Raw genomic sequence first — 13,185 nt, 5'->3', positions numbered from 1 at the left:
GATCGGCGATGACAGGAGTACTGGAAGGGCGGGCCACGACGACCGAGCCGGTGGCGGGGATCCTGTCCCACGTCCTGGGTTCCACGCGTGAGCTGCGGGTGGAGGGGTTCGACGGGTCGCGGTCGGGACCCGACGACGCCCCGGTCACGTTGCGGGTGAACTCGCCCCGGGCGCTGGCCCGGCTGGTGAGCGCCCCGGGCTCGCTCGGGCTGGCCCGGGCGTACGTGACCGAGGAGCTCGACGTGGAGGGGGACCTCTACACCGCGCTGCGCGCGATGTCGGAGGTGACGCTGCACTCGATCCCGCGCCGCGAGCAGCTGTGGCTGGCGCGGCGGCTGCTGCCCTACTGGCGCGAGCACCGGATGCCGCCGCCCGACCTGGAGGCCCGCCCCAAGGGGCTGCTGCACTCCCGGCGGCGTGACTCGCAGGCCATCTCGCACCACTACGACGTGTCCAACCGGTTCTACGAGTTCGTGCTCGGGCCGTCGATGACCTACACCTGTGCTGCCTACCCCGACGCCGCCGCGTCGCTGGAGACCGCACAGGCCACCAAGTACGAGCTGGTCGCGACGAAGCTCGACCTGAAGCCGGGGATGCGGCTGCTCGACGTCGGCTGCGGCTGGGGCGGCATGGTCCGCCACGCCGCCCGCGAGCACGGCGTCCGCGCGCTCGGGGTGACCCTGTCGAAGGAGCAGGCCGCCTGGGCGCAGGAGGCGATCGCCCGAGAGGGGCTGTCCGACCTGGCCGAGGTCCGCCACCTCGACTACCGCGACGTCCCCGACGGCGTCTACGACGCGGTGTCCTCCATCGGCCTCACCGAGCACATCGGCAAGGCCAACCTGGACTCCTACTTCGCGTCGATGTACGCCAAGCTCCGGCCCGGCGGGCGGATGCTGAACCACTGCATCACCCAGCCGCACCGGCCCGACCACCGTCACACCGACCCGTTCATCCACCGCTACGTGTTCCCCGACGGGGAGCTGGAGCCGGTCGCGGCGCTGGTGGACGCGATGAACGAGGCCGGGTTCGAGATCCGGCACGAGGAGAACCTGCGCGAGCACTACGCCATGACGCTGCGGGACTGGGGCGCGAACCTGGAGCGCAACTGGACCGACGCCGTCGCCGAGGTCGGCGTCGGCCGGGCCCGGGTGTGGCGGCTCTACATGGCCGCGTGCCGGCTGGGCTTCGAGCTGAACAACATCCAGCTCCACCAGGTGCTGGGCGTGAAGCTCGGCGACGGCGGCGCCGCCGGGTTCCCGCTGCGCGGGGAGCACGGGGCGTACTGAGACCGGGGATCAGCGGAGACGGCGCGCGGCCGCGGCGGCCTGCGCGCCGTACCCGCCCCCGAACAGCACGGCGTGCACCAGCAGCGGGAACAGCTGGTGCAGGTCGACCCGCTCGCGCCACCCGTCGGCGAGCGGGGAGTGCTCGTCGTAGGCGGCGAGGACGACGTCGAGGTGCGGCAGCCCGAACAGGTCCAGCATCGCGAGGTCGGACTCGCGGTGCCCGCCGTGCGCGGCCGGGTCGATCAGCCACGCGGCGCCGTCCCCGTCGCCCGACCAGAGCACGTTGCCCGACCACAGGTCCCCGTGCAGGCGGGCCGGCGGCTCGTCCGGACCGGCCAGGGCACCGATCCGTCCGCACACGTCGTCGACGGCGGCGGCGCCGGCCGGGTCGAGGGCGCCGCGGTCCCGGGCGGCCCGCAGGTAGGGCAGCACCCGGTCGGAGGCGAACCAGTCGCCCCACGGGCCGTCGTGCGGACGGTTCTCCATCCGCGTGTGCCCGATCCACGCCCGCGCCCTGCCGCCCGGCGGCGGGGCGCCGAACGCCTCGGCCCCGGCGGCGTGCAGCGTCGCCAGCTCCCGGCCGAACCGCTCCGCGGCGCCGGTCGTCGCCCGGCCCGCGGGGACGAACCCGGTGACCAGGAGCGCGTCGTCGGCGCCCAGCACGCGTGGGACCGGTGGCCCGCCCGGCACCGCGATCCAGCGCAGCCCGGCGGCCTCGGCCGCGGCCGCACCCGGGTCGGCCGAGGAGTCCTTGACCACGACGACGGTGCCGTCGTCCAGGGTCGCGCGCGGCGGGTGCCCGGCCGGTCTGTCCCGCACGGCGCGGCCGGTCAGCCGGGCGACGCGGTCGGTCACGCGTTCCGGGTGACGAACTCGACCAGGCCCGGCACCGCCGCGACGATCATGGCGTGGACCTCGGCGAACCCGTCCGGGCCGCCGTAGTAGGGGTCGGGCACCTCGGCGCCCGCGGGGGCCGCCGGGTCGAACGAGCGCAGCAGCCGGACCCGCTTGGGATCGGGCACCGACTGCTCCAGGGTCCGCAGGTGACCCATGTCCAGCGCCACCAGCAGGTCCGCGGAGAGGATCTCCGAGTCGACCTGGCGGGCGCTGTGGGCGGTGTCGTAGCCGTGCTCGGCCAGCACCTCGGCGGCGCGGGAGTCCATGGGCTGCCCGATGTGCCAGTGACCGGTCCCGGCGCTGGTCACGCGCACCCGGTCGGCCAGCCCGGCGGCCTCGACCTCGGCGGCCAGGATCTTCTCGGCGATCGGGGACCGGCAGATGTTGCCGGTACAGACGAAGACGACGTTCACTGCGACGTTCCTCCGGGGAGCGGGGGCACCGACGTCGACCCTGACGCCTCGGGTGGGGTGGCCGGGCCATTGTCCACCGCGCACCGGTGCGCGCCGTAGGGTGGCCCGATGCCGTTCGATCACCATGCGGCCGGGACGGATCACGCGGGCGGGCACGACCTGCGGCACCACGGCGACGCCGAGGCCGCCGACGGGCTCGTCGACTTCGCCGTCAACGTGATCGGCGACGGCCCCCCGCCCTGGCTGCGGGACCGGCTCGTCGCGACCCTGGACGGACTCGGCCGCTACCCGCGCGCCGACCACGACGCCCGCGCCCGCGCCACCGTCGCGGCTCGGCACGGTCGTGACGCGGACGAGGTGCTGGTGCTCGCGGGCAGCGCGGAGGGCTTCGCGCTGCTCCCGTCGCTGCGCCCCCGGCTCGCCGCCGTCGTGCACCCCGGGTTCACCGAGCCGGAGGCCGCGCTGCGCGGTGGCGGGGTGGACGTGGTGCGGGTGCTGACCGACGCCGCGACCGGGCACGCGCTCGACCCGGCCGCGGTGCCCGAGGAGGCCGACCTCGTCGTCGTCGGGAACCCGACGAACCCCACCGGGGTGCTGCACCCGGCCGCCGCGCTGCGTGCGCTCGCCCGCCCGGGGCGGACCCTGCTCGTCGACGAGGCGTTCGCCGACGCCGTCCCCGGCGAGCCGGAGACCCTCGCCGGCGACGCGGGCGTGCCCGGCCTGCTGGTGTTCCGCTCGCTGACCAAGACCTGGGCGCTGGCCGGGCTGCGCGCCGGCTACGCGCTCGGCGCCCCCGATCTGCTGGCCCGGGTCGCGGCGACCCGCCCGCCGTGGCCGGTCTCCACCCCCGCCCTGGAGGCGGTCATCGCCTGCTGCGAGCCCGAGGCGGTCTCCGCCGCGGACCGGAAGGCCCGCGAGCTCGCCGCACACCGCGTCTCGATGGCCGCGGCGCTGTCGGGCCTCGACGGCGTCGGCGTGTCGGCGGGGCCCGCCCCGTACCTGCTGCTGCACCTGCCCGACGGCACCGGCGAGGCGGTGCGGCGCCTGCTGCGCGAGGCCGGGATCGCGGTGCGCCGTGGCGACACCTTCCCCGGTCTCGGGCCCGACCACCTGCGCGTCGCGGTCCGCCCACCGGAGACGGTCCGCCGCCTCGTCGAGTCCCTCGACGCCGCGCTGCGCCGGCTGGCGGTGTCGGCGTGAGCACGCTGCGCGACGTCGTCGCCGCCCTCGACGCCGCCTACCCGCCCCGGCTCGCGATGGACTGGGACGCGGTCGGCCTCGTCTGCGGCGACCCCGACGACACCGTCTCCCGGGTGCTGTTCGCCGTCGACCCCACCCCGGAGACCGTCGACGAGGCGATCTCCTCCGGCGCCCAGCTGCTGGTCACCCACCACCCGCTGCTGCTGCGCGGGGTGCACGGCGTCGGCGCCGACACCCCCAAGGGCGCCCTGCTGCACCGGCTGATCCGGGCCGGGGTCGCGCTGTTCACCGCGCACACCAACGCCGACGTCGCCGACCCGGGCGTCTCCGACGCGCTCGCCGCCGCCCTCGGGCTGACCGTGTCCGGCCCGCTGGAACCGGAACCCGGCCCGGCCCTGGACAAGATCGTCACCTTCGTTCCGGTCGGCCCGTCGATCGCCGCCGTGCACACCGCCCTGTCCGACGCCGGTGCCGGCGCGATCGGCAACTACTCGCACTGCTCGTTCGCCACCGCCGGGACCGGCCAGTTCCTTCCCCTCGACGGCGCCGCCCCGGTCGTCGGGTCGGTCGGGCGCCTGGAGCGCGTCGCGGAGACCCGGCTGGAGATGGTGCTGCCCCGGTCGCGGCGCCGCGAGGTCGTCGCCGCGCTGCGGGCCGCACACCCCTACGAGGAACCGGCCTTCGACCTGCTGGAGATGGCGCCGCTGCCGTCGTCGCTGGGGCTGGGCCGGGTCGGGGAGCTCGCCGCCGCCGAGCCGTTCGCGGCGTTCACCCGCCGGGTCGCCGCGGCGCTGCCCGCGACCGCATGGGGGGTGCGCGGTGCCGGGGACCCGGACCGCCCGATCCGCCGGGTCGCGGTCTGCGGCGGCGCCGGGGACTCGGCCCTGGACTCGGCCGCCCGGGCCGGCGTCGACGCGTTCGTCACCGCCGACCTGCGCCACCACCCCGCGTCCGAGCACGCGCTCGCCGGGACCGGCCCCGGCGGCCCGACCCCCGCGCTGGTCGACGTCGCCCACTGGGCCTCGGAGTGGCCGTGGTGCGGGCAGGCGGCCGGGGTCGTGGCCGAGGCCCTCGCAGGTAGCGTCTCGGTCGCGGTCTCGCGGGCCCGTACCGACCCCTGGACCACCGCCGCCCCGAGCAGCGGATCCGACACGACAGCAGGACAACCGGAGGCGAGTGCATGAAGGCCGATCCCACCGCGCAGGCGAAGCTGGTGACGCTGGCCGAGGTGGACGCCGAGATCGGCCGGCTCACCCACCGGCGCTCGACGCTGCCCGAGCTCGCGCAGCTGGACGAGGCCGAGCAGCGGGTCCGTGCGGCGCGCGACGCCCTGGTCCGCGCCGAGACCCGCGCCGGTGACCTCGACCGCGACATCGCCCGGCTCGAACGCGACATCGACGGTGTCCGGGCCCGCACCGAGCGCGACCACACCCTGCTCGCCGGCTCGGGCATCTCCGCGAAGCAGGCCACCGAGCTGCAGCACGAGCTCGACACCCTCGCCCGCCGCCAGGGCGTCCTGGAGGACGAGCAGCTGGGGATCATGGAGGAGCGCGAGGCCGTCGGCATCGAACTCGACCACGCCCGGGGCGAGCTGGCCGAGGCCGAGACCGCGGTCGGCGAGGTGACCGCGAAGCGCGAGTCCGCCGAGGGCGACATCGACGCCACCCGCGCCGGGCGCGACCGCGCCCGCGCCGAGGTCGTCGCCGCGCTGCCCGCGGACCTGCTCGCCGACTACGAGCGCATCCGCGCCGGCGGCCGGGTCGCGGCCGGACAGCTGCGCGAGTCCCGCTGCGGCGCGTGCCGGCTCGAGCTCGACCGGACCTTCCTCGGGCAGGTCCGCACGGCGGCCGCCGACGAGGTCGTCCACTGCGAGGAGTGCGGCGCGATCCTGGTGCGTGGCAAGTGAAGCTGGTCGTCGAGGCGGACGGCGGCTCCCGCGGCAACCCCGGGCCCGCCGGCTACGGCGCGGTGGTGCTCGACGCCGGCGCCCGCCAGGTGCTCGGTGAGGTCTACGACGGCCTCGGGACCACCACCAACAACGTCGCCGAGTACCGCGGCCTGATCGCCGGGCTGCGGGCCGCCCGCAGCCTGGGGGCCACCGAGGTCGAGGCCCGGATGGACTCCAAGCTCGTCGTCGAGCAGATGAGCGGGCGCTGGAAGATCAAGCACCCGCCGCTGCAGGAGCTCGCCGACACCGCCCGCGAGCTGGCCGCGGAGTTCGACGCGGTCACCTTCGTGTGGATCCCGCGCAAGGACAACGCCCGCGCCGACGCGCTCGCCAACCGGGCGATGGACGGGGAGTCGAACCCCACCCTGGACCCGTCCGGGGTGGTGGGACCGGCGCCGAAGCCGCCCGCGGGCGCGACCGCGTCGACGGACTCCGCGGCCGCCGCGGCCGCGTGGACCGGGCAGACGGGCTCCCCGACGCGGCTGATCCTGCTGCGCCACGGCCAGACCGAGCTGTCGGTCGAGCGCCGCTACTCCGGCCACGGCGACCCCGAGCTGACCGAGCTGGGCCAGAAGCAGGCCGCCGCCGCGGCCCGCGCGCTGGCGACCCGGCTGTCGGGCCAGGGTGTCGAACCGGCCGTGGTGCTGTCCTCGCCGCTGCGCCGGGCCCGCCAGACCGCGGCCGCCGTCGCCGAGACGACCGGGGCGGACCTCGAGGTCCGTGACGGCCTGATCGAGACCGACTTCGGCGGCTGGGAGGGCCTCACCTTCACCGAGGCCCGCGAGCGCGACCCCGAGCTGCACGGCCGCTGGCTCGGATCCGCCGACGTCGAACCGCCGGGCGGCGAGAGCTTCCGCGCGGTGGGGGAGCGGGTCGAGGCCGAGCGGGCCCGGATCGTCGAGGAGTTCGCCGGTCGGACGGTGGTCCTGGTCAGCCACGTCACCCCGATCAAGATGCTGCTGCGCACCGCGCTCGGCGCCGGCGACGAGGTGCTCTACCGCATGCACCTGGACCTGGCCTGCCTCAACATCGCCGACTTCTACCCCGACGGGGGCGCCTCGGTGCGTCTGGTCAACGAGACGTCCTACCTGGACGACCTCCGGTAGTCACCGGCCCGTCACCGCCTGCTGGATCGATACCGTCCTGACCCGTTCGGGCGGTGTCGACTCCGGACAGTTGTCCCCTTTCCTCACCTGAGCGATGCTTCGCGTGCACCGTACGGGGTGGTCAACCTACGGAGCGTGAACGACAGTCTCGGTGTCGGCGGGGAACAGGGAGACGGTGAGGACAGCGATGTCGCAGATCCACGAGCACGACTACGGCTACGACCTGGCACACGAGATGAAGGTGATCGCGCGGCTGCCCCAGCAGCGGCGCGGCAGCTCACGCCCGATGGGTGTCCCGGCCCGCGAGATGGACCCGGACACCGACCTCGGCCACGACATGGCCCACGAGTTCTGATCCCTGCCCACCGTCCGCGGCCGGCCCCGCCCCTTCCGGGCGGGGCCGTCGTGCTGTCCGGGCCGTGCCGCTACCGGGGAAGCACCGCGAGCGCGGCCCAGAGCGCGGTCGTCGCGGCGAGCAGGCCCAGCGGGACGGTGAGCGCCCCCAGCCGCAGGAACGTGCCGAGCCGCGGCGGGTCGCCGTGGCCGGTGGCGATACGCCGCCACAGCAGCGTCGCGAGCGACCCGGCGTAGGTCAGGTTCGGCCCGATGTTGACGCCCAGCAGCATCGCCAGCACCAGCCCGGGGTGCGCGGCCGGGCCGAGCGCGGTGAGCAGCACCAGCGTCGCGGGCAGGTTGTTCACCAGGTTCGCCAGCACCGCCGCGACGGCTGCGGTGACCAGCAGCCCGGTCAGGTCCGGGGTGGCGGGCAGCAGCGCACCGATCCAGCCCGACAGCCCCTGGGCACCGAGCCCGGCGACGACCACGCCCAGGGCCAGCACGAACAGGCAGAACCCGGGGGAGGCCGCGGTGACCAGGCGCAGCGGCCCGGTCTCGCGCCGCACCAGCGCCCGCACCGCCAGCACCGCGGCCCCGGCCGCGGCGACCCAGCCCGGTTCGACGCCCAGCGGCGAGGCCACCGCGAACCCGGCCAGGGTCAGCCCGAGCACCACCAGCGCGACGACCGGCGCCGCCGGCGCGGGCACCGCGGGACCGGCCGGGGCCGGCTCCGGCCCCGCGGCGAGGTCGCGCCGGAACACCCACCGCAGCACCAGGTACTCGACCACGATCACCGCCACCCACGGCCCGACCATCAGCCCCGCGAAGGTCAGGAACCCCACCCCCGACGCCGAGAACGCCAGCAGGTTCGTCAGGTTCGACACCGGCAGCAGTCCGGACGCCGAGTTCGACAGGTGCGCGCAGGCGAACGAGTGCGGCCGCGACGCCACCCCCAGCCGGGCCGCCGTCGCCAGCACCACCGGGGTCAGCAGGACCACCGTCGCGTCCAGGCTCAGCACCGCGGTCGTCCCGGCCGCCGCGGCGAAGACGGCGACCAGCAGCCGACGCGGGGACCCGGCCGACGCCGTCGCCAGCCGCGCGCCCAGCCAGCGGAACACGCCCTCGGCGTCGGCGAGGTGCCCGAGCAGCAGGATCGCGGCGAGGAACCCGACGGTCGGGGCGAGCTCGCCGATCTCGGTCCACGCCCCGGCCGGGGTCACCAGCCCGGCGACGACGGCGACCAGTGCCGCCGGGACCGCGACCACGGCCTCGGGCAGCCCGAACGGGCGCAGCGTCGCGGCGGCCAGGACCGCGGCCAGCAGGGCGACCGCCAGCAGGAGGCTCACGTGGACAGCAGGGCGACGCCGACGGCCAGGCCCAGCAGGACCACCGCCCAGCGCAGCAGGGTCTCCGGCATCCGCCGCGCGACCAGGGCGCCGACGTAGCCGCCGACCAGCGTGGTCGGGGCGAGCAGCGCGACGGCGAGCCAGTCGACCGGGGCGCCGAGGGCGAACACGACGACCGTCACCGTCGCGACGACCAGCGACAGCACGCCCTTGAGCGCGTTGAGCCTGCGCAGCTCGTCGTGGGCGAACAGCGACAGTGTCGAGATCAGCACCACGCCCAGGGCGCCGCCGAAGTAGCCGCCGTAGACCGCGGCGAGGAACACCGCGACCAGCAGCGCCGGGGTGCGGTCCCGCCCCCGGGCGGCCGGGTCGCCGATCCGGCGCTTGAGCCACGGCCCGACCGCCATCGTGAGGCTGGCCAGGATCACCAGGACGGGCACGACGGCGTCGAACACGCTGCTGGGCAGCACCAGCAGCAGGGTGCAGCCCACTCCGCTGCCGAGAGCCGCGGCGACCGCGGTGACCGCGATCCGCCTGCCCTGTCCGGGCAGCTCGCGGCGGGCCCCGAGCACCAGCCCGGCGTAGCCGGGCCACTGGGCGACCGAGTTGGTGACGTTCGCCGCCAGCGGCGGGAACCCCACCCCGAGCAGCGCCGGGAACACCAGCAGCGACCCGCCGCCCGCGACGGCGTTCACGGCACCCGCGAGCAGCCCGGCCACCAGCAGGAACACCAGCGCCCACGGCTGGGAGAGGTCGATCACCACCGGACGGTATCCCGGTGCAACGCCGCGGTCCTCCCCGGCAGCCGACCGTGCGGGTCCGTAGCCTGGAGGCCATGACCGCTGCCACGGAGATCGCGTTCGAGAACACCTTCGTCCGCGACCTGGACGGGCTCTACCTGCCCTGGCAGGCCGCCCCGGCGCCGGACGCGCGGCTGGTGCTGCTCAACGAGTCCCTGGCCGGTGAGCTGGGCCTCGACCCGGCGCAGCTGCGCACGCCCGAGGGTGTCGCGCTGCTCACCGGCACGACCGTGCCCGACTCGGCGACGACCGTCGCGCAGGCGTATGCCGGGCACCAGTTCGGCAACTACTCGCCGCGGCTCGGCGACGGCCGTGCGCTGCTGGTCGGCGAGCTGGTCACCCCCGACGGCGCCCGCCGCGACCTGCACCTCAAGGGGTCCGGACGCACCCCGTTCGCCCGCGGCGGCGACGGGAGGGCCCCGCTCGGGCCGATGCTGCGCGAGTACGTGATCTCCGAGGCGATGCATGCGCTCGGGGTGCCCTCCACACGGTCGCTGGCCGTCGTCGCCACCGGCGAGCCCGTGCTGCGCGACCGCGGCCCGGAGCCGGGCGCCGTGCTCGCCCGCACCGCGGCCAGCCACCTGCGGGTGGGGACCTTCCAGTTCGCGGCCGCGACGGGGGAGGTCGACGTGCTGCGCCGGCTCGCGGAGTACGCGATCGCCCGGCACCACCCGCAGGCGTCCTCGCCGCTGGAGCTCTACCGCGCGGTGATCGCCGTCCAGGCCGGGCTCGTCGCGCGCTGGATGCAGATCGGGTTCGTGCACGGCGTCATGAACACCGACAACATGACGATCTCCGGCGAGACCATCGACTACGGCCCGTGCGCCTTCCTCGACGCCCACGACCCGGCGACCTGGTACTCCTCGATCGACTCCGGCGGTCGCTACGCCTACGGCAACCAGCCCGGCATCGCCCAGTGGAACCTCGCGCGGCTCGGCGAGTCGCTGCTGGGGCTGTTCGCCGACTCCCAGGAGGAGGCGGTGCGCCTCGCGACCGAGGAACTGGCGGGCTTCGCCGACGCCTACCTCGCCGCCCGGGACCGCGGCTACCTCGCCAAGATCGGCGTCGGGACCCCGGAGCTGCTCGCCGACCTGTTCGCGGTGATCGAGGACCAGAAGCCCGACCACACCCTGTTCTTCCGACGGCTGTCCGAGGCCGCCCGGGGCGACGCCGGGCCGGTCCGCGCCCTGCTGTCCGACCCGGCCGCGCTGGACCCGTGGCTGGAGTCCTGGCGGGCCGCCGGTCCGGACGCCGACGCGATGGACCGGGTCAACCCGGTCTACGTGCCGCGCAACCATCTGGTCGAGGAGGCGCTGGGCGCCGCCGTCGAGGGGGACCTGGAGCCGGTGCAGTGGCTGCTGCAGGTCCTCGCGGACCCGTTCACCGAGCGCGAGGGCTACGAGCGCTACGCCCGGCCCGCGGGGCCGGACTCGCCGCCGTTCACGACGTTCTGCGGGACGTGAGCAGCGAGCACTGCGCGACCGTGACCAGCCACTCCCGGTAGCGATCGACCGGCCAGCCACGTAGTACGACCAGGCGCCGGTAGGCCGTGCCGTCGTTCAGCGTCCACGCGAGGTCCGCGACCGGGCCGGGGTCGAGGTCCGGGTCCAGCGTCGCCAGGTGGGCGGCGAACGCCCGGGCCCCGGCGAGACGCTCGGTCTCGGCACGGTCGCGCAGGGCGGCGACGTCGGCGTCGACGTCCGCGGCCGCGTCGATCACCGCGGCCAGCGGCGCGGCGCGGCCCTGGACCTCGACGACCATGTCCACCCAGGCGGCTACCGCGCCGGCCGGGTCGGTGCGGGCCAGGATCCGCGCGACGGCGGGCCGCTCGGCCATCGGGACCGGCTCGTCGTCGCCGACGAGGGTGTGGTCCCACGCCAGCGACAGCAGCGCCGGCTTGCCCCCGGCGGCGTTGACGACGGTCCGGCGGCTGACCCCGGCGGCCGCGGCGACGGCGTCGAGGGTGGTGGCGGTCCATCCGTCGCGGACGAACAGCTCCGCCGCCGTCGCGACGACGGTCCGCCGGGTCGCGCGCGCCCGCTCGTCGCGCGTCGTGGAGCGGTAGGCCCGCGTCACTGGACATCACCCTCAATTCGGTGCACTCTGAGTGCAGTCAATATAGCCGGGAGGCGTCGTGCAGGTGGGCATCATCGGCGCCGGCCCCGCGGGCCTGCTCCTCGGGGCCGCGCTGGCGCGACGCGGGCACGCGGTCGTCGCGGTCGACCCCGATCCCGGGCCGGGCACCGGCGGTCGCTGGGAGCGGCGCGGGGTCATGCAGTTCCACCACCCGCACGGCGTCCGCCAGCAGATGGGGGAGGCGCTGCGCGCGGAGCTGCCCGAGGCGTGGGACGCCTGCCTGGCCGCCGGAGCCGAGCCGCTCACCTTCGTCCTCGACGACGGCACCCGCGTGCCCGCCGGGATGCGGGTGCGGCGGGAGACCTTCGAGCGGGCACTGCGCTCGGTCGCGGCCCGGCAGCCGGGGCTGACCCTGCGCCGCGGCCACGTCGACCGGGTGGGCGTCGAGGACGGCCGGGCCCGCGGGCTCGTCGTCGACGGCGAGCACCTCCCTGTCGACCTGGTCGTCGACGCCTCGGGCCGCAACGGCCGGGTGACCCGGGACCTCGGCCCGGCACCGGTCGCGGGCGGCGACACCGGCATCGCCTACGTCAGCCGCCAGTACCGGCTGCACGACGGCGCCGAGCCCGGTCCGATGAGCAACCCGCTCGCCTGGGAGGCCCGGCTCGACGGCTACCAGGTGATCGTGTTCCGGCACGAGCGCGGAATCTTCTCGGTGCTCCTCGTCCGCCCGGCCCATGCGCTGCACGACCTCCGTCACGAGGCCGCGTTCACCGCCGCCTGCCGCGCCGTCCCCGGGCTGCGCGACTGGACCGACCCCGACCGGTCCGCACCGATCACCCCGGTGCTGCCCGGCGGACGGCTGTACAACCACTACTGCGCCCAGCCCGACGTCGACGGGCTGGTGCTGCTCGGCGACGCCGTCTGTACCACCACCCCGATGTTCGGCCGCGGCCTCGCCACCACCGCGATGCAGGTCCGGGCGCTGCTCGACCGCGTCGACACCGGCGACACCGCCTCGTTCGGGGCGTGGTGCGACGCCGCGATGCTCCCGTGGGTGCACGACCACACCCGCTCCGACGACCACTGGCGACGCGTATGGTCCGGCGGCGACGTCGACCTCACCCGGCGCATCCCGAGCGACCTGATCCTCGCCGCCGCCGCGGCCGACCCGCGGATCGCGCCGGCGCTCGGGCCCTACCTCGCGATGCTCGCCGGCCCGGAGTCCCTCGACCCGGTGGAGCCGCTCGCCCGCGCCGTCTACCAGGGCGGATGGCGGGCTCCGCTCGCCGACGGCCCCGGCCGCGACGAGCTGGCGGAGGTCGTGCGGGCCGCCGTCGCGGCGTGAGTATCCTCGTGTACGCGGACGAGTCGGTCGGGCGGCCGCGGCGGGACCTCCGGGTCCCGCCGAGGAAAGTCCGGACTCCACAGGGCAGGGTGGTTGTCAACGGCAACCCGGGGCGACCCGCGGGACAGTGCCACAGAGAACAGACCGCCACGCGGCTCCCCGGAGCCGCGGGGTAAGGGTGAAACGGTGGTGTAAGAGACCACCAGCACCCCGGGTGACCGGGGTGGCTCGGTAAACCCCACCCGGAGCAAGGTCGAGAGGTCGTACGTGTACGGCTGCGCAGGCGCATGAGGGCTGCCCGCCCGAGCCTGCGGGTGGACCGCTGGAGCCTGCCGGCGACGGCAGGCCGAGATGGATGGTCGCCGAACGGAGCACCGTGAGGTGCCCGGGAACAGGATCCGGCTTACAGACCGGCTCGTCCGCACACCG

Annotated in this window: 13 protein-coding genes and 1 other RNA gene; 9 read left to right on the top strand and 5 right to left on the bottom strand. The window is 75.8% G+C overall.

Annotated features, from left to right (window positions below; genetic code table 11):
- Positions 1 to 8: 8 nt before the first annotated feature.
- Positions 9 to 1,286 (top strand): class I SAM-dependent methyltransferase, encoded by a 1,278-nt coding sequence (locus KPF22_RS18805; protein ID WP_224402834.1) that lies wholly within the window; start codon positions 9 to 11, stop codon positions 1,284 to 1,286.
- Between the two features lie 9 nt (positions 1,287 to 1,295).
- On the opposite strand, the gene KPF22_RS18800 is transcribed toward KPF22_RS18805, so the two are convergent.
- Both KPF22_RS18800 and KPF22_RS18795 read right to left on the bottom strand, forming a co-directional pair.
- Positions 1,296 to 2,141 (bottom strand): fructosamine kinase family protein, encoded by an 846-nt coding sequence (locus KPF22_RS18800; RefSeq protein WP_374107501.1) that lies wholly within the window; start codon positions 2,139 to 2,141, stop codon positions 1,296 to 1,298.
- Entirely contained in the window at positions 2,138 to 2,596 is a 459-nt protein-coding gene (locus tag KPF22_RS18795) for a low molecular weight protein-tyrosine-phosphatase (protein ID WP_224402833.1), read from the bottom strand. The genes KPF22_RS18800 and KPF22_RS18795 overlap by 4 nt, the downstream gene beginning before the upstream one ends.
- 108 nt (positions 2,597 to 2,704) lie before the next feature.
- Here KPF22_RS18795 and cobC point away from each other — a divergent pair, with 108 nt between their 5' ends.
- The 5 genes from cobC (at position 2,705) to KPF22_RS18770 (ending at position 7,205) form a co-directional block, all read left to right on the top strand.
- Complete coding sequence (gene cobC, locus KPF22_RS18790; RefSeq protein ID WP_224402832.1) at positions 2,705 to 3,796, top strand: Rv2231c family pyridoxal phosphate-dependent protein CobC; 1,092 nt, start codon at positions 2,705 to 2,707, stop codon at positions 3,794 to 3,796.
- A gap of 5 nt (positions 3,797 to 3,801) precedes the next feature.
- Positions 3,802 to 4,980, top strand: a complete 1,179-nt coding sequence (locus KPF22_RS18785; protein WP_374107512.1) for a Nif3-like dinuclear metal center hexameric protein — start codon at positions 3,802 to 3,804, stop codon at positions 4,978 to 4,980.
- Positions 4,977 to 5,702 (top strand): zinc ribbon domain-containing protein, encoded by a 726-nt coding sequence (locus KPF22_RS18780; RefSeq protein ID WP_224402831.1) that lies wholly within the window; start codon positions 4,977 to 4,979, stop codon positions 5,700 to 5,702. The genes KPF22_RS18785 and KPF22_RS18780 overlap by 4 nt, the downstream gene beginning before the upstream one ends.
- Positions 5,703 to 5,704: 2 nt before the next feature.
- The gene (locus tag KPF22_RS18775; RefSeq protein WP_208820270.1) at positions 5,705 to 6,850 is read left to right on the top strand and encodes a bifunctional RNase H/acid phosphatase; all 1,146 of its coding nucleotides are present in this window, start codon (positions 5,705 to 5,707) and stop codon (positions 6,848 to 6,850) included.
- A 187-nt stretch (positions 6,851 to 7,037) separates the two neighbouring features.
- Complete coding sequence (locus KPF22_RS18770; RefSeq protein ID WP_020622575.1) at positions 7,038 to 7,205, top strand: hypothetical protein; 168 nt, start codon at positions 7,038 to 7,040, stop codon at positions 7,203 to 7,205.
- Positions 7,206 to 7,275: 70 nt separating this feature from the next.
- Here KPF22_RS18770 and KPF22_RS18765 read toward each other — a convergent pair whose 3' ends face one another.
- Positions 7,276 to 8,532, bottom strand: a complete 1,257-nt coding sequence (locus KPF22_RS18765) for an SLC13 family permease (RefSeq protein ID WP_208820237.1) — start codon at positions 8,530 to 8,532, stop codon at positions 7,276 to 7,278.
- Complete coding sequence (locus tag KPF22_RS18760; RefSeq protein WP_208820239.1) at positions 8,529 to 9,293, bottom strand: sulfite exporter TauE/SafE family protein; 765 nt, start codon at positions 9,291 to 9,293, stop codon at positions 8,529 to 8,531. Before KPF22_RS18760 ends, KPF22_RS18765 begins: the two co-directional genes overlap by 4 nt.
- A 74-nt stretch (positions 9,294 to 9,367) precedes the next feature.
- On the opposite strand from KPF22_RS18760, the gene KPF22_RS18755 reads away from it, so the two are divergent.
- Positions 9,368 to 10,795, top strand: coding sequence for a YdiU family protein (locus KPF22_RS18755; protein ID WP_208820240.1), 1,428 nt, complete (start codon positions 9,368 to 9,370; stop codon positions 10,793 to 10,795).
- On the opposite strand, the gene KPF22_RS18750 is transcribed toward KPF22_RS18755, so the two are convergent.
- Complete coding sequence (locus KPF22_RS18750; protein ID WP_224402830.1) at positions 10,773 to 11,408, bottom strand: TetR/AcrR family transcriptional regulator; 636 nt, start codon at positions 11,406 to 11,408, stop codon at positions 10,773 to 10,775. The two genes, KPF22_RS18755 and KPF22_RS18750, sit on opposite strands and share 23 nt — an antisense overlap.
- A gap of 58 nt (positions 11,409 to 11,466) precedes the next feature.
- Here KPF22_RS18750 and KPF22_RS18745 point away from each other — a divergent pair, with 58 nt between their 5' ends.
- Together KPF22_RS18745 and rnpB are read left to right on the top strand one after the other, a co-directional pair.
- A complete protein-coding gene (locus KPF22_RS18745; RefSeq protein WP_224402829.1) occupies positions 11,467 to 12,756 on the top strand; it encodes an NAD(P)/FAD-dependent oxidoreductase in 1,290 nt (429 codons plus the stop codon).
- 19 nt (positions 12,757 to 12,775) lie between these two features.
- Positions 12,776 to 13,178: RNase P RNA component class A (rnpB, locus tag KPF22_RS18740), an RNA gene on the top strand.
- Positions 13,179 to 13,185: the final 7 nt, after the last annotated feature.

Origin of the sequence: Pseudonocardia sp. ICBG1034 (genome assembly GCF_020131375.1) — a bacterium.
GTDB lineage: Bacteria > Actinomycetota > Actinomycetes > Mycobacteriales > Pseudonocardiaceae > Pseudonocardia > Pseudonocardia alni.
Note: the sequence above shows the minus strand (reverse complement) of the source record. Positions and strands in the feature narration are given on the sequence as shown.

What these genes read in the sequence shown, in the direction of transcription:
- KPF22_RS18770 (WP_020622575.1), top strand. Translation starts at nt 7,038, where the DNA reads ATGTCGCAGATCCACGAGCACGACTACGGCTACGACCTGGCACACGAG.
- KPF22_RS18755 (WP_208820240.1), top strand. Translation starts at nt 9,368, where the DNA reads ATGACCGCTGCCACGGAGATCGCGTTCGAGAACACCTTCGTCCGCGAC.
- KPF22_RS18805 (WP_224402834.1), top strand. Translation starts at nt 9, where the DNA reads ATGACAGGAGTACTGGAAGGGCGGGCCACGACGACCGAGCCGGTGGCG.
- cobC (WP_224402832.1), top strand. Translation starts at nt 2,705, where the DNA reads ATGCCGTTCGATCACCATGCGGCCGGGACGGATCACGCGGGCGGGCAC.
- KPF22_RS18780 (WP_224402831.1), top strand. Translation starts at nt 4,977, where the DNA reads ATGAAGGCCGATCCCACCGCGCAGGCGAAGCTGGTGACGCTGGCCGAG.